The organism is Kitasatospora sp. NPDC090091, assembly GCF_044747365.1.
Classification (GTDB): Bacteria; Actinomycetota; Actinomycetes; order Streptomycetales; family Streptomycetaceae; genus Kitasatospora.
Map to the genome: position 1 here is coordinate 1 of NZ_JBIVDY010000005.1, position 15,075 is coordinate 15,075.

Here is a 15,075-nt window from a genome sequence, read left to right on the forward strand (position 1 = left end):
CCCCATCGTCACCCTCGACGCCCGCCGACGGGACAGCGCCAAGAGCGCCCTCATCACCCTCGTCGAACACGCCCTCCTCGCCCGCCTGCGCTAGGTCCTGTCTTCAGACTCCGGCCGGACGACGGGAGTCTGAAGACAGGACCTGGGCGGCCGGGAGGCGCCGCGGGTCCCCGCGGAACCGATGCGGCCCACGGCCCCCGTCCGGGAGTCCGTGGGCCGCCGGGCGTTCAGCGCCCTACTCGGAGGGCTCCAGCCCGGCCCGCAGCAGGCCGTAGGTGTAGGCGTCCTCCAGGGCCAGCCAGGAGGCGGCGACCACGTTGTCGGCCACCCCGACGGTGGACCAGGCCGCGGTGCCGTCGGTGGACTCGATCAGCACCCGGGTCTTGGAGCCGGTGCCGTGCTGGCCCTCCAGGATGCGGACCTTGTAGTCCACCAGCTCCAGCTTGGCCAGCTGCGGGTAGATCCGGTCCAGCGCGGTGCGCAGCGCCTTGTCCAGCGCGTCGACCGGGCCGTTGCCCTCACCGGTGGCGATCCGCCGCTCGCCCTTGGCCCAGAGCTTGACGGTCGCCTCGTTGCCGGTGAAGCCCTGGGGGCCCTGCTCGCTGATGGTCCGCCAGGACTCCAGGGCGTAGAAGCGCTCGCGGCTGCCGCGCACCTCGTCGCGGAGCAGCAGCTCGAAGGAGGCGTCGGCAGACTCGTAGGTGTAGCCGAGGTTCTCCTGCTCCTTGACCTTGGCGACCACCCGGCCGGCGAGGTCGCGGTCGGTGGAGAGGTCGTAGCCGAGCTCCTTGCCCTTGAGCTCGACCGAGGCGCGGCCCGCCATGTCGGAGACCAGCATCCGCATGGTGTTGCCGACCGTCTCCGGGTCGATGTGCTGGTAGAGGTCCGGGTCGACCTTGATCGCGGAGGCGTGCAGGCCGGCCTTGTGCGCGAAGGCGGAGTGGCCGACGTACGGCTGGTGGGTGGAGGGGGTCAGGTTGACCAGCTCGGCGATGGCGTGCGAGATCCGGGTCATCTCGGCGAGGCTGCCGGCCGGCAGCACCCGGCGGTCGTACTTGATCTCCAGCGCGCCGACCACCGGGAAGAGGTTGGCGTTGCCGACCCGCTCGCCGTAGCCGTTGGCGGTGCACTGGACGTGCGTGGCGCCGGCGTCCACGGCGGCCAGGGTGTTGGCCACCGCGCAGCCGGTGTCGTCCTGGGCGTGGATGCCGAGCCGGGCGCCGGTCTCGGCCAGCACGTCGGCGACGATGTCGCGCACGCCTGCCGGCAGCATCCCGCCGTTGGTGTCGCAGAGCACGACGACGTCCGCGCCGGCCTCGTGCGCGGCGCGGACCACCGCGAGGGCGTAGCCGCGGTTGGCCTTGTAGCCGTCGAAGAAGTGCTCGCAGTCGATGAAGACCCGGCGGCCCCGGGAACGCAGGTACGCCACGCTGTCCCGGACCATCTCCAGGTTCTCGTCCAGGGTGGTGCGCAGCGCCAGCTCGACGTGCCGGTCGTGGGACTTGGCGACCAGGGTGACGACCGGTGCGCCCGAGTTGACCAGGGCGGCCAGCTGCGGGTCGTCGGCCGCCCGGCCGCCCGCCCGGCGGGTGGCGCCGAAGGCGACCAGCTGGGCGTGCCGGAGGTCCAGCTCGTCCGCGGCCCGGGCGAAGAACTCGGTGTCGCGGGGGTTGGCGCCGGGCCAGCCGCCCTCGATGAAGCCGACCCCGAACTCGTCCAGGTGCCGGGCGATGGCCAGCTTGTCGGCCACCGTCAGGTTGATGCCCTCCCGCTGCGCGCCGTCGCGCAGGGTGGTGTCGAACACGTGGAAGCCGTCGTCGGTACGGCTGACCTCGGTCATGGCCCTGGTTCTCCGTTCGGGGAGGTTGGGTACTGCTCTGCCGGATTGCGAGTCCCGGCTCCACTGTCCAGCATCCCGCGCGCGGCCCCGGTGTCCCTGGGCCCCTTGTGGGGGCTCCCGGCCGGTCCGGGGGAAACAAAAAGACCCCTCGCGGGTGCGAGAGGTCTGCGCGCGGGTCTGGACGCTGGTGGTCGCTCCGCATCGGGTACTGCGGAGCGGTCACTGCGGACCGGCGCGCCTGCTGCCAATAATCAGCGAAAGCGAGGACACGCTCGCAGTCTGGCACAGCGATCCGGAATCCGGCCCGGCCGTCTCGGTATCCGAAACGGCGCGGGCCGGAGGCGGTCCGGGATCAGACGATCTTGTGCAGCCAGCCGTGGGTGTCGGGGGCCTGGCCGCCCTGGATGGCGAGCAGCGCCTTCCGGAGCTCCATGGTGACCGGGCCGGGCTCACCGGCGCCGACGGTCCAGTCGCCGCCCTCGGACTTGACCGAGCCGACCGGGGTGATGACGGCGGCGGTGCCGCAGGCGAAGACCTCGGTGAGGGTGCCGTCCGCGTTGCCCTGCTTCCACTCCTCGGTGGAGATCTTCCGCTCCTCGACCGCGTAGCCGAGGTCGGTGGCGAGCTGCAGCAGCGAGGCGCGGGTGATGCCGGGGAGCAGCGCGCCGGAGAGCGCGGGGGTGACGATCTTCGCGTCCTTGCCCTCGCCGAAGACGAAGTAGAGGTTCATGCCGCCCATCTCCTCGACCCACCGGTGCTCGGCGGCGTCGAGCCAGACCACCTGGTCGCAGCCCTTGGCGGCGGCCTCGGCCTGGGCGACCAGCGAGGCGGCGTAGTTGCCGGCGCACTTGGCGGCGCCGGTGCCGCCGGGCGCGGCCCGGACGTAGTCCTCGGACAGCCAGACCGAGACCGGCTTGACGCCACCGGGGAAGTAGGCGCCGGCCGGCGAGGCGATCAGCATGAAGAGGTAGGAGTTGGACGGGCGGACACCCAGGCCGACCTCGGTCGCGAACATGAACGGGCGCAGGTAGAGGCTCTGCTCCGGCTCGTTCGGCACCCAGTTCTGCTCCTGCTGGACCAGCAGCTCGACTGCCTCGACGAAGGCCTCGACCGGCAGCTCCGGCATGGCCAGGCGGCGGGCGGAGGCCTGGAAGCGCTCGGCGTTGGCCTCCGGGCGGAAGGTCGCGATCGAGCCGTCGGTCTGACGGTAGGCCTTGAGGCCCTCGAAGATCGCCTGGCCGTAGTGGAGCGTCATGTTGGCCGGGTCGATCTCGATCGGCGCGTACGGCTGCAGCTGCGCGTCGTGCCAGCCCCGGCCCTCGGTCCAGCGGATGGTGACCATGTGGTCGGTGAAGATGCGTCCGAAGCCGGGGTTGACCAGCCGGGCCTCGCGCTCCGCGGCGGACAGCGGGTGGGCGGAGGGCTTGAGGTCGAACGTGATGGGCGCCTGGGTGGGCGTGCTCATGGCTGTGTGTCCTTCACCGTGGGGTTGGTCCGGGCCGCCTCCGCAGGTGAACGTTTCGGCACAACGGCCCCGAAACGGACGCACAACGGCACGGCCCACTGTCGATACTCGCATCCAGAGGGCCGTGCCGAACAGTTGCGAGCTCCTTGGGAAGCTGCAAGCTGCGGTTATGCGCGTGTGCGCTCCGGCCCTGTCAGCCGGAACACCGCTTGTCGGTTCCGGCTCGTGTCAGCCGGAACGGCACATGTCGGTTCCGGCCCGTCAGCCGGATACTCGGGCGGCGAGCGCGTCGCCGACCTGGGACGTGGTCCGGGTGCCCGAGCGCTCGGCGAGGTCCGCGGCGACCGCGGTCTCCACCGCGGCGGCCTCGGCGGCGAAGCCGAGGTGGTCCAGCAGCATGGCGACCGAGAGCACGGTGGCGGTCGGGTCGGCCTTGCCCTGGCCCGCGATGTCCGGGGCCGAGCCGTGCACGGGCTCGAACATCGACGGGAACTCCCCGCCGGGGTTGATGTTGCCGCTGGCGGCCAGGCCGATACCACCGGTGACGGCGGCGGCCAGGTCGGTCAGGATGTCGCCGAACAGGTTGTCGGTGACGATGACGTCGAACCGCTCGGGCTGGGTGACGAAGAAGATGGTCGCGGCGTCGACGTGCAGGTAGTCGGTGGTGACCTCGGGGAACTCCCGGCCGACCTGCTCGAAGATCCGCGTCCACAGGTGGCCGGCGTGGACCAGCACGTTGTTCTTGTGGACCAGGGTGAGCTTCTTGCGCGGCCGCGCCTGGGCCCGCCGGTAGGCGTCCCGGACGACCCGCTCGATGCCGTACGCGGTGTTGAGGCTGACCTCGGTGGCCACCTCGTGCTCGGTCCCGGTGCGCAGGGTGCCGCCGTTGCCGACGTACGGGCCCTCGGTGCCCTCGCGGACGACGACGAAGTCGATCTCCGGCTCGCCGGCCAGCGGGGACTTCACCCCGGGGAAGAGCCGGCCCGGGCGGAGGTTGATGTGGTGGTCGAAGGCGAACCGCAGCTTCAGCAGCAGCCCGCGCTCCAGCACGCCGGACGGCACGCTCGGGTCACCGATCGCACCGAGCAGGATGGCGTCGTGGGTCTTCAGCTCCGCCAGCACGCTGTCCGGCAGCGTCTCGCCGGTGCGGTGGTAGCGCCGGGCGCCGAGGTCGTACTCGGTGGTCTCCAGCTTGACGTCGGCGGGCAGTGCGGCTTCGAGGACCTTGAGGCCTTCGGCCACCACTTCCTGGCCGATGCCGTCACCGGGGACAACTGCGAGACGAATGGTGCGAGACATGCTCGGACCCTACTCCGCCGTCCCAGTCACTGACACCTGGTGTCCACTATCCGGACGAACGGTCAGGCGAGGTCGATGTCGACCGGGAACGGCCGTTCGAGCTTCAACTGCTTGTGATGGATCCCGGTGAGCCCGTACGACTGGGTGGCCGGGTCCAGCTCGTAGGTGTGGACGACCGGGCGTCCTTCCTCGTCGCCCTCGACCCGCCAGAAGTGCGGAATGCCGGCGGCGGCGTACTTGCGCGGCTTCACCTGGCGGTCGCGGTCCCGGGACTCCTCGGAGACGACCTCGATCACGAGCAGGACGTCCCCGGCGACCGAGAAGGTCTGCTGCGGGCCGGTGTCGCCCCGCTCGTCCACCACTGCGAGATCGGGTTCGGGCCGGTTTCGCCGGTCCAGCCTGACGGTCATCTCCCGGCAGACCTCCCATCCCTCCGGAGCGGCCGCCTCAAGCGCCCTCTCCAACCTGCGAAGGGTGCGCATGTGGAATCGCGTCTGCGGACTCACGAAGATCAGGCTCCCGTCGAGCAGCTCGGTGTGCGGCGGGAGATCGGGCAGCCGGTCGAGGTCCTCGGCGGTGTACCCCTCGGGCGGGGGACGGAGCCAGTCCGGGTACGGCTCGATGGTCATGATTCCTCCCATGCGGGCATCCTGACGGGCGTTCTCAGGCTACTCGGCGGCCTTCCCCCGCACGTCCCTCCCACGAGGGAGCGCGTGCGGCGGCGTCCGCGCCGGGGGCGCGCCTATGCTCGCGGGCATCCGGATCCGGCATTGCTCGCAGAACGGGGCAGAACACCATGGGTGCGCGGTGGCGGGAGGCACGGGTCTGCGGGGCGGCGGGCGGCGCGGCGACGGCGGGGTACGCGCTCGCGGCGGCGCTGCACGGGGCCTGGCCGCCGGGGGCGGCGGAGGTCGCGGTGCCCTTCCACGCCCAGCTCTGGGACCTCTCCCACGGGCGCGCCCCCGGCGATCTGCTGTTCACCTGGAACAGCGGCTACGGGGCACCCTTCCTGGCCGACTTCTTCGCCCACCTGATGAACCCGTTCTCCTGGCTCGCCGTCCTGCTGCCGCGCGGCCAGGGGCAGCTCGCGGTGTTCCTGACCGCAGCGCTCAGCATCGGGCTGGGCACCGCCCTGATGGCCCACGTGCTGGGCCGGCTGCACGCCGGGCCGCACCGGTTGCGGGCGGTGGCCGCGCTCGGCTACGGGCTCTGCGCCTGGGTGCCGACGGTCGGCGGGGCGGCGCCGATGTGGCTCTGGGGCCTGGTCTCGCTGCCGCTGCTGGTGCTGGCCGGGGACTGGTGCCTGCACGAGCGGCGCTGGGTGGCCGGCTCGCTCTGCGTCGCGCTGGCCTGGGCGGGCAACCTCTACACCGCCGCCATGGCCACCGTCACGGCCGGCCTGGTCCTGGCGGTGCGGCTGCTCGCGGTGCGGCGGCCGTTCAAGGCCTCGGTCCGGACCACAGGCCGGGCGGTCACCATGGCCGCCGCGGGGATCGCGCTCGCCGCGCCCGTGCTGTTCACCGCCGTCCGGGCCGCGCAGGAGGCGCAGCCGGAGTCCCCGGTGCAGCCGCTCGGTCCGTCCGGCCTCGGCGGGCACCTGGCGGAGCTGCTGCCGGGTGCGGGCGGCGGGCCGCCGGTGCCGGACGTCTCGGTCGGCCTGTTCGGCCTGCTGCTGGTGGCCGGGCTGCCCTTCAACCGGAGGGTCCGCCCCCGGGAGCGGACCGTCTGGTGCGGGCTGCTGGCGCTGGTGGTGCTGAGCTTCGTCTGGACGCCCACGGTGCTGGTCTGGCACGGGCTGGCCATCCCGGCCGGCGGCCCCTACCGGGTGGCCTTCGTGCTCAGCGGCCTGCTGGTGCTGGCCGGGTGGGTCTCGCTCGCACACCGGCCGGACCGGTGGACGCTGCTCGGCGGCGCCGCGGTCGTCCTGCTGGTGGCCGGGACCGCCGCCACCCGGCGCACGGTACCGGCCTCCACCTGGGTGCTGCTGACGGTCGGCGGCGCCGTCCTGCTCGGTGCCCTCGGGGCGCTGGAGCTGCGGCACACCGACCGGCGGGCGGGCGCGGCCGCCACCGCCGTCCTGGCCTGCGCGGTCCTCGGTGGCCTGGTCTGGTCCGCGTACACGGCGCTGGGTGGCCCGGCGGGGGCGAGCGCCACCGGGGCGTCCGTCCAGGCGGCGTACGCGGCGGTGCGGCAGTCCGCCGACTGGCCGCGCGCCCGGACCGATCCCGGGCCGCACGCCTTCACCCCGAACGACCCGCTGCTGCTGGACGGTCAGGGCGGCGGCTACGCCAGCGGCTACCTGCCCACCGCCACCGCCCTGCTGCTGCACGACCTCGGCGCGGGCTGGAGGGCCGGCGGGCGGCAGACCGCGAGCGTCACCGACCCGGTCGGGCGGGCGCTGTTCGCCGTCCGCACCCATCTGGCCGACGGGCCGCCGCCGGCCGGCTTCGCGGTGGTCCGGGCCGCGGCCGTGCCCCCGCCGGTCACCGTGCTGCCACCGGGCGGTGTGCGGGACACCTCCTCGGTCTGGTCCCGGCGGGAGTCGCTGCTCGGCTCCGCCGTGTACGACGTCCCCGCCCCGGTCCCGGACGGCGGCCCGGCCCCCACCGCGCACGGCACCAGCGGCTGGTCCGTCCCGGCGACCCCGGCCGGGGCGGACGGCACCGCGTTCGCGGCCGCCTGCACGCCGGGCGGGACGGCGTACTTCCACGGGGTCTGGTTCGCCGGCACGGTGAGCGGCCTCGGGACGGCCTACCGCAGCGACGGCGAACAGCCGACCACCGCCGTGCCGATCCACGAGCTCGGGCCGGTGCCCGCCGACGGCCGGGTCCGGGTGGTGCTGCACGCGGACACCGTCACGCAGGTCCCGGCCCGGCCGATCGGCTGTCTGCGGCCCGGCGCGCTGGAGGCGGCGGTCGCCCGGCTGACCCGGACCGGCGCGACCCGGGTGGCCGCCGGCGGCCACACCGTCACGGCCGCGCTGCCGCCGGGCAGCACCGGGACGGCCCTGCTCTCCGTCCCGGCCGCCACCGGGTGGACCTGTGCGGCGGGCGGCGGCGGCTACCGGGCGCCCGACTCCGTCCTCGGCATGGTCGGCGTGCCGCTCGGCGCCGGTGCGGACCGGATCGGCTGCTCGTTCCGGCCGCCCGGGCTGAACGAGGGACTGACCGTGGCCCTGGCCTCGGCCGCCGTCGTGACACTCACCGGCGTGTTCGGCCGTCTCCGCCACCGCCCGGCCCGCCCGCCACGGCGCCTGCGCCGCCGCGCGGCCGAGCGGGCCCGGCAGGACGGGGTGCCCGGCCTGCGGTCCGGCTGACTCCCGGAGAAACGCCCCGGAGCCCCCACCCGCAGGGCAGGGGCTCCGGTGGATCGCTCGGGCGCGGGTGCGTCAGGGCAGGGCGAGGATCTGGCCGCGCCGCCCGTCCCGGTTGAAGTGGTGGAACAGGAGGACGCGCGACGTGTCGCCGTCGGCGCGGTGGATGTCGAGGACGGTGCCCGGCGGCAGCGCGGCAGCCACCGCGGCGGGCCCGCCCGGTCCGGTCCGGACGTCGACCGCGGGGTGCAGCACGTCGATGGTGAGCGTCGGCCGGATGCCGCGCAGGCCGATCGCCGAGAAGGCCTCCGCCGGGTCCGGCTTGCCGGTCGTGGCGGCGCCCGTCCAGAGGCCGTAGCGGACGGTGCTGTGGCCGGGCTTCACGCCGGGGAGGGCGCTCAGCCGGACCGGGAGCACCAGCACGTCACTGTCCAGCAGCGCGGTGTCGGTGTCCCCCCAGCGGGCGTTCAGCGGCTGGACGTCCAACTCGGCGCCGGTGCGGGCGTCCAGGGTGCGCGCCACCAGGACGTCGCTGCCGCGCTGCCGGTCGGCCTTGACCACCGCGTCCGTGACGCCGTCGCCGTCGGTGTCCAGCGACGCCCGGACGGCGAACACCCCGACCGGCGTGGCGGCGGGCGCCCAGACCTGGGCGCCGAGGTAGAGCATCCCCTGGCCGTCCGGCACGGCCGGCGCGTCGGAGGCGGCGCCCACCGCGCGCAGGTTGGCCGCCCGGTCACCGGGGTGCTCGACGCAGACGGCGTCCGGGGCCTGTGCCTCGGTGCTGTCCTCCGGAACGATGCCCGCGCCCGGCCCCACGGCGGCGCCGCTGGCGGGCGGGCAGTCGGGCCAGCGGACGCCCTCGCCGCCGAGCGCGAACGCGCTGAGCAGTCCGGGCTGTTCGGCCGGGGCCGGGGTGCCGACGAGGGCGGCCAGCGCGCCGGAGCGGGTGAGCCGGGTGGGCGCCGCCGCGGTCAGGTCGGAGGCCGGCCGCGGGGCGGCGAAGACCGGCACCCGCAGCCCGGGCAGCGCCGGGTCGGACTCGGGGGTGAGCAGCAGCCGGCCGGAGAGCTCGCCCCGGTAGCTGCGGGCCTTGCCGCCTTGGTGGGTGACGATGGTGGGGTCGGGGGCCCGGCCGAGCCGGCCGGGGACGGTCAGCGCGACCCGGACCCGGGCGGTGCCGCCGGCCGGGACCTCGATCCGTTCGGGCGTCACCGCGAAGGCGGCGCCCGGCAGTTCGGTGGCGGCCGCGTAGCCGGTGCGGTAGACCGCGGCCGTGCCGGAGAGGTTGCGGACCTCCACCTCGCGCACGTCGCTGTACGCACCGCCGACCGGGACCGGGCCGAAGGAGACGCCGACGGCGCCCTCGACCGCGCCCTCGCCGGCCGCGTAGGCCACCGCGGGGGTTCGGACGGCTCCGTCCACCCGGGCCCGGCCGGCGCCGGTGCGCTCGGGGCCGTAGACCGGGCCGGTGCCGCCGTCGCCGAGCCAGGTGTCCCCGGCGGTGTTCATCAGCGCCGCCTTGACCTGCTCGACCGTCAGGCCGGGGTGGGCCGCGCGGACCAGCGCGGCAAGGCCGGCCACCAGCGGGGTGGCCATCGAGGTGCCGTCCTCACGCTGGCCCCCGGTGCCGCTGCCGGCCTTGGCGGACCAGATGGTCTCGCCGGGCGCCGCGAGATCGGGCTTGACCACGCCCGGCACGCCGATCCCGCGCGAGGTGAAGTCGGTGAGGGTGTCGGTGCGCTGCGGCTGGTCCTGGGGGACGATGCCGTGCAGCGCGTTGCCGGGGGCGGCGAGCCGGACCTGCACCGGGCCGTCGGCCGCGCCGGAGCGCAGCCTCGCGCCGTCGGCGTGGCCGAGCAGGGCGACCGGGATGCGGTCGTTGCCGGCGATCTCGGCGAGGTGGTCGTCGTCGGCGGCCAGCAGGGCGCCGATCGCGCCGGCGTCGGCCGCGTGGTCGGCCCGCGGTCCGGAGCCGCAGGCGCGCTCGGACTCGCGGGTGCTCCAGGCGAGCACGGCGATCTTCCCGGCGAGCCGCTGCCGGTCCGCCTCGGTGAAGGCCGCGCAGCCGTCGGACTGGTCGGCGGGCAGGGCGAGCAGGCCACTGACGTCGGCGGTGGCCCAGTCCTGGTAGCGGCCGCTCCAGTGGGACGGGACGACCGCGGCCAGCGGATCGGGGGCGAGCACGGTGATGCCGTCGGCGTCGCTGTGCGGGTCGACGGAGGCGGCGACGGCGATCGCCCGGGGTGCGGTGCCGGGGCTGCCGCCGATGCCGTAGACGTCGCCCTCGTTGCCGGCCGCGGCGACCACCACGGTGCCCAGCTCGGCGAGGTGGTCGACGGCGATCGCGTCGGCGTCGTCGGGCGAGCCGAAGCGGCTGCCGAGGGAGAGGTTGACGACGTCCAGCCGGTCGCCGAGGTCGCCGTCGCCGTTCGGGTCGGCGGCGACGTCGAGCGCCTGGGTGAGCTGGTCGGTGGCGCCGTCGCAGCCGAAGACCCGGATCGCGTAGAGCTGCGCGCCGGGGGCGGCGCCGGGGCCGACCCGGAAGCCGGCCGGGTCGAGCCCGGGCCGGTAGGGCCCTGCGTACGGCCTGCCGTCGGCGGTGACGCCGAGCCCGGCGGCGGTGCCGGCCACGTGGGTGCCGTGCCCGTTGAGCGCGCAGTCGATCGGATTGCCGTCGGGGTGCGGTACGGGCTGGTACGCCGGGGAGGACGGGTCCGGGTTGTAGTCGTCGCCGACCAGGTCGCGGCCGCCGGCCACCTTGGCGCTCGGGAAGAGGCCGGCCGGCGCCGGGCGGGCTCCGTCGACCGCCTTGAACGCCTCCTCGGTGCCGGGGCCGCCGAAGTCCGCGTGGGTGTAGTCGATGCCGCTGTCGACGATGCCGATCCGCACCCCCTGCCCGGTGTTCCCGCCGGCGCCGGCCTCGCCGGACGGCCCGGCCCAGACGCCGGGCGCACCGGTCAGCGGCACGGAGTGCGCGTTGTCCCGCTGCTTGCGGACGACCGGGTGGACTGCCTCGACCCCGGGCAGCGCCCGCAGGGCGGGCAGCCGGTCGGCCGGCACCGTGACGGCGAGGCCGGTGAGCAGGGTACGGGTGCGGTAGAGCTCACGGGCGGTGGGCGCCGCGCCGTGCACGGCCGCGGCCAGCCGGTCGAGCGCGTCCTGGGCGCGGGCCCGCTGCCCGGCCCCGGCCGCGGCGGCCTCGCGGCGCACGGCCTCCGGGGAGCGCTGGGCCCGCCGGGCCTCGGCCGCGGCCCGGCGCCAGGCGGGTCCTGCGGCCTCGGTTCCGAGCTCCAGCAGGACGGAGGCCTCCCGTTCGCCCGGCGGTGCGGCCGTCGGCGGGCTGCCGGCCGCCGGGGCGGCGCTGAACAGCGCCGGCCCTGACAGCAGGGCCAGGGTGAGGCCGATCCGGACGATCGGACGACGGACGGGTGGCTGACGCACTGGGCCCTCTCCCCCGGCAAGGGGGACTGATCCGCACGCCGTGTCGCTGACGCCCGCCCGCGCGGACGTCGATCACCCTTCCCGGGCCCCACATATAGGAGGCCCGCGCCGGGGAGTGCGAGCAACATCCCTCCAACGGGCGCCACTTGCACTCTCCCGGGTGACCCGGCGTCAGTCCGGACGGGCTAATGGGCGGATGAACGCCGCGGCACGGGCCCCCGGCCGCGAGGACCGCTCAGAGGTGCCCGGTGACGCCGCCGTTGTCGCGGCGGTCCAGCGCGCGCTGCAGCGCGGCGGCCGCGAACGGGGTCCGCTCGGCCGCACGGCGGCGGCGCGGGGTGCGGGCGGTGGCGGCGGCGGGGGCGGGAGTGGCGTGGCGGTCTGCGGTGGGGGGCATACCGGGCTCCTTGGCGAAGAGGGGCACGCAAGCGGCGCGCGAGGGGGAGGAGAGAGGTACGCGGAGCAGGGGTCGCCTGCCCTCAGGGCGCACGGGCGCACACGGGCCGCAGGCCCTGGCTACAGGGGCGGCACACCGTATGGCTCTTCCAAGGTACGGCCATGCCCCTGCCGTGTCTGCACGAATACTTGGATTTCCTACTATCTGAGACGGGTGCCACCCGGAGCGCCGGACACACCCTCGAACACGCCGCTCCCGAACGCCGCAGGGCCCGTACCGCCGGCGGCGGTACGGGCCCTGCATGGCTCCCGGGCAGGCCCGGGGCGGGCTCAGGCGCCCAGGTCGACGGAGCGGGCGAAGCGCGCGCCGATCTCGGCGGCGATGGCCGACAGGACCTCCTGCGGGATCTGGCTGTCCACGGTGATGGACGCCAGCGCGCCGCCGCCGTCGCGGGCCACCTGCATGCCGGCGATGTTGATGCCGGCGTCGCCGAGGTGGCGGCCGAGGACGCCGACCACGCCGGGGCGGTCCTCGTACTTGAAGAACGCCATGTGGTCGGTGAGCGCCACGTCCACGTCGAAGGCGTCCACGCCGACGATCTTCTGGGTCTGCTTCGGGCCGGCCAGCGTGCCGGAGATGGCGATCTCGCTGCCGTCGGCCAGGGTGCCGCGGACGGTGATCACGTTGCGGTGCTCGGGGCTCTCGCTGGAGGTGGTCAGGCGTACCTCGACACCGCGCTCCTGGGCGAACAGCGGGGCGTTGACGTAGGACACCGTCTCCGCCACGACGTCCTCGAACACGCCCTTGAGAGCGGAGAGTTCGAGAACCTTGACGTCGTGCTGGGTGATCTCGCCGCGGACCTCGACGTCGAGGCGGACGGCCACCTCGCCGGCCAGGGCGGTGAAGATCCGGCCGAGCTTCTCCGCCAGCGGCAGACCCGGGCGGACGTCCTCGGCGATCACGCCGCCCTGGACGTTGACCGCGTCCGGGACGAGCTCGCCGGCCAGCGCCAGGCGCACCGACCTGGCGACCGCGATGCCGGCCTTCTCCTGCGCCTCGTCGGTGGAGGCGCCGAGGTGCGGGGTGGCGACCACGTTGTCGAAGGCGAACAGCGGGGAGTCGGTGCACGGCTCCTTGGCGTAGACGTCCAGGCCGGCGCCGGCCACCCGGCCGTCGCGCAGGGCGCTGGCGAGCGCCTCCTCGTCCACGATGCCGCCGCGGGCGGCGTTGACGATGCGGACGGTCGGCTTGACCTTGTGCAGCGCCTCGTCGCCGATCAGGCCGATGGTCTCCGGGGTCTTCGGGAGGTGGACGGTGATGAAGTCCGAGACCTCCAGCAGCTCCTCCAGCGAGACCAGCTTGACGCCCATCTGCGCGGCGCGGGCGGCCTGGATGTAGGGGTCGTACGCGACGATCTTCATGCCGAACGCGGACATCCGCTGGGCGACCAGGACGCCGATCCGGCCGAGGCCGACGACGCCGAGGACCTTCTCGCTGAGCTCGACGCCGGTGTACTTGTTGCGCTTCCACTCGCCCTGCTTGAGCGCGGCGTTGGCCGGCGCGATGTTGCGGGCGACGGAGACCAGCAGGCCGCAGGCGAGCTCGGCGGCGGTGACGATGTTGGAGGTCGGCGCGTTGACGACCATCACGCCGGCCTTGGTGGCGGCCGAGACGTCCACGTTGTCCAGGCCGACACCGGCCCGGGCGACCACCTTGAGCTTGCGGGCGGCGGCCAGCGCCTCGGCGTCCACCTTGGTGGCGGAGCGGATCAGGATGGCGTCCACGTCGGCGATCGCGGTCAGCAGCTCGGTGCGGTCCGCACCGTTGCAGTGGCGGATCTCGAAGTCGGGGCCGAGGGCGTCGACGGTGGCGGGCGACAGCTCCTCGGCGATCAGCACAACGCCGGTTGTCACAGTGTTAGCAGTGCTCACGACAGTGTGTCCTTAACTGTCCGGTTCTCCCCGGGCACGTAGGTGGCGTGGAAGGCGGGGGGAAGGTGGCATGCCGCGTAGGTAGACGCACGACGCTGTGGGCCTGACGCGCACTCGGAAGTGTATCGACGGGCTGGGTGCCAGGCTGCTCCCGTCCGGCGAAATCACCCGGACGGGAGCAGCCTAGTTGTACAAGGTTCCTGCAGAACGCGGCAGGACCGTCGTCGGACCGGAGTCCGCGCAGGCTCAGGCCTTGTCGTTGACCCAGCTCATCAGCGAGCGGAGCTTCTTGCCGGTGGTCTCCAGCAGGTGGTCCTCGTCGGCCTTCTTGTACTCGTTGTACTTCGGCAGACCGGCCTTGTACTCGGCGATCCAGGTGTTGGCGAAGGTGCCGTCCTGGATCTCCTCCAGGACCTTCTTCATCTCGGCCTTGGTGGCGTCGGTGATGATGCGCGGACCGGTGACGTAGTCGCCCCACTCGGCGGTCTCGGAGACCGACCAGCGCATCTTCTCCAGGCCGCCCTCGTACATCAGGTCGACGATGAGCTTCAGCTCGTGCAGGCACTCGAAGTAGGCGATCTCCGGCTGGTAGCCGGCCTCGACCAGGGTCTCGAACCCGGCCTTCACCAGGGCGGCGGTGCCACCGCAGAGGACGGCCTGCTCACCGAACAGGTCGGTCTCGGTCTCCTCGGTGAAGGTGGTCTTGATGACGCCGGCCTTGGTGGCGCCCAGGCCCTTGGCGTAGGAGAGCGCCAGGGCGAAGGCGTTGCCGGTGGCGTCCTGCTCGACGGCGACGATCGCGGGGACGCCGCGGCCCTCCTCGTACTGGCGGCGGACCAGGTGGCCCGGGCCCTTCGGGGCGACCATGCAGACGTCGACGTCGGCCGGCGGCTTGATGAAGCCGTAGCGGATGTTCAGGCCGTGGCCGAAGAACAGGGCGTCGCCGGCCTTCAGGTGCGGCGCGATGTCCTGGGCGTAGACGTCGGCCTGGATCGGGTCCGGGACCAGGATCATGATGACGTCGGCCTCGGCCGCGGCCTCGGCGGGGGTGACCACGCGCAGGCCGGCCTCCTCGGCCTTCTCGCGGGACTTCGACTCCGGCTTCAGACCGACCCGGACGTCCGCACCGGAGTCGCGCAGGGACAGCGCGTGGGCGTGGCCCTGGCTGCCGTAGCCGATGACCGCGACCTTGCGGCCCTGGATGATGGACAGGTCGGCGTCGTCTTCGTAGAACAGCTCGGCCACGGGGGCACATCTCCTTGCGTGATGGTCTTGCCGGGTACTGCGTTTCCTACCGTACGTGGACCCGGCGGGGGTGTGGGGCAGTGCTTCAGGGGATGAGACGGCGCGCGTCGGCGGTGGTCACGCCGGTGGTGGGCGCGCCGTCCC

At 74.2% G+C, this 15,075-nt stretch carries 9 protein-coding genes and 1 pseudogene; 2 read left to right on the forward strand and 8 right to left on the reverse strand.

Translation table 11 applies throughout. The features are described from left to right. A pseudogene (locus tag ACIPSC_RS09965) lies at positions 1–94 on the forward strand (ATP-binding protein); the annotation flags it as partial. 141 nt (positions 95–235) lie between these two features. Here the strand turns inward: ACIPSC_RS09965 and cimA are convergent. From cimA to ACIPSC_RS09985, 4 genes are all read right to left on the reverse strand, one after another. Next, positions 236–1,840, reverse strand: a complete 1,605-nt coding sequence (gene cimA, locus ACIPSC_RS09970; RefSeq protein WP_400824565.1) for a citramalate synthase — start codon at positions 1,838–1,840, stop codon at positions 236–238. A 352-nt stretch (positions 1,841–2,192) separates the two neighbouring features. Next, positions 2,193–3,305 carry a branched-chain amino acid aminotransferase gene (locus tag ACIPSC_RS09975; RefSeq protein ID WP_400824566.1) on the reverse strand — a complete coding sequence of 371 codons (1,113 nt, stop codon included), beginning with the start codon at positions 3,303–3,305 and terminating at the stop codon, positions 2,193–2,195. Positions 3,306–3,566: 261 nt separating this feature from the next. Continuing rightward, on the reverse strand, positions 3,567–4,604 hold the full coding sequence (locus tag ACIPSC_RS09980; protein ID WP_400824568.1) for a 3-isopropylmalate dehydrogenase: 1,038 nt from the start codon (positions 4,602–4,604) through the stop codon (positions 3,567–3,569). Positions 4,605–4,666: 62 nt separating this feature from the next. After that, a complete protein-coding gene (locus ACIPSC_RS09985) occupies positions 4,667–5,245 on the reverse strand; it encodes a Uma2 family endonuclease (protein ID WP_400824569.1) in 579 nt (192 codons plus the stop codon). Positions 5,246–5,400: 155 nt separating this feature from the next. On the opposite strand from ACIPSC_RS09985, the gene ACIPSC_RS09990 reads away from it, so the two are divergent. Beyond that, on the forward strand, positions 5,401–7,920 hold the full coding sequence (locus ACIPSC_RS09990) for a YfhO family protein (protein ID WP_400824570.1): 2,520 nt from the start codon (positions 5,401–5,403) through the stop codon (positions 7,918–7,920). Between the two features lie 72 nt (positions 7,921–7,992). On the opposite strand, the gene ACIPSC_RS09995 is transcribed toward ACIPSC_RS09990, so the two are convergent. The 4 genes from ACIPSC_RS09995 to ilvC all read right to left on the reverse strand — a co-directional run bounded on the left by ACIPSC_RS09995 (position 7,993) and on the right by ilvC (position 14,931). Continuing rightward, positions 7,993–11,358, reverse strand: a complete 3,366-nt coding sequence (locus tag ACIPSC_RS09995) for a S8 family serine peptidase (RefSeq protein WP_400824571.1) — start codon at positions 11,356–11,358, stop codon at positions 7,993–7,995. Positions 11,359–11,593: 235 nt separating this feature from the next. Next, a complete protein-coding gene (locus ACIPSC_RS10000) occupies positions 11,594–11,755 on the reverse strand; it encodes a hypothetical protein (RefSeq protein WP_400824572.1) in 162 nt (53 codons plus the stop codon). 329 nt (positions 11,756–12,084) lie between these two features. Further along, entirely contained in the window at positions 12,085–13,668 is a 1,584-nt protein-coding gene (serA, locus tag ACIPSC_RS10005) for a phosphoglycerate dehydrogenase (RefSeq protein WP_400824573.1), read from the reverse strand. 264 nt (positions 13,669–13,932) lie between these two features. Beyond that, positions 13,933–14,931 carry a ketol-acid reductoisomerase gene (ilvC, locus tag ACIPSC_RS10010; RefSeq protein WP_400824574.1) on the reverse strand — a complete coding sequence of 333 codons (999 nt, stop codon included), beginning with the start codon at positions 14,929–14,931 and terminating at the stop codon, positions 13,933–13,935. Between the last annotated feature and the right edge of the window lie 144 nt (positions 14,932–15,075).

Bases quoted from the DNA above. Each gene is read 5' to 3' on its own strand.
- cimA (WP_400824565.1), bottom strand. From the start codon at position 1,840: ATGACCGAGGTCAGCCGTACCGACGACGGCTTCCACGTGTTCGACACC.
- ACIPSC_RS09975 (WP_400824566.1), bottom strand. From the start codon at position 3,305: ATGAGCACGCCCACCCAGGCGCCCATCACGTTCGACCTCAAGCCCTCC.
- ACIPSC_RS09980 (WP_400824568.1), bottom strand. From the start codon at position 4,604: ATGTCTCGCACCATTCGTCTCGCAGTTGTCCCCGGTGACGGCATCGGC.
- ACIPSC_RS09985 (WP_400824569.1), bottom strand. From the start codon at position 5,245: ATGGGAGGAATCATGACCATCGAGCCGTACCCGGACTGGCTCCGTCCC.
- ACIPSC_RS09990 (WP_400824570.1), top strand. From the start codon at position 5,401: ATGGGTGCGCGGTGGCGGGAGGCACGGGTCTGCGGGGCGGCGGGCGGC.
- ACIPSC_RS10000 (WP_400824572.1), bottom strand. From the start codon at position 11,755: ATGCCCCCCACCGCAGACCGCCACGCCACTCCCGCCCCCGCCGCCGCC.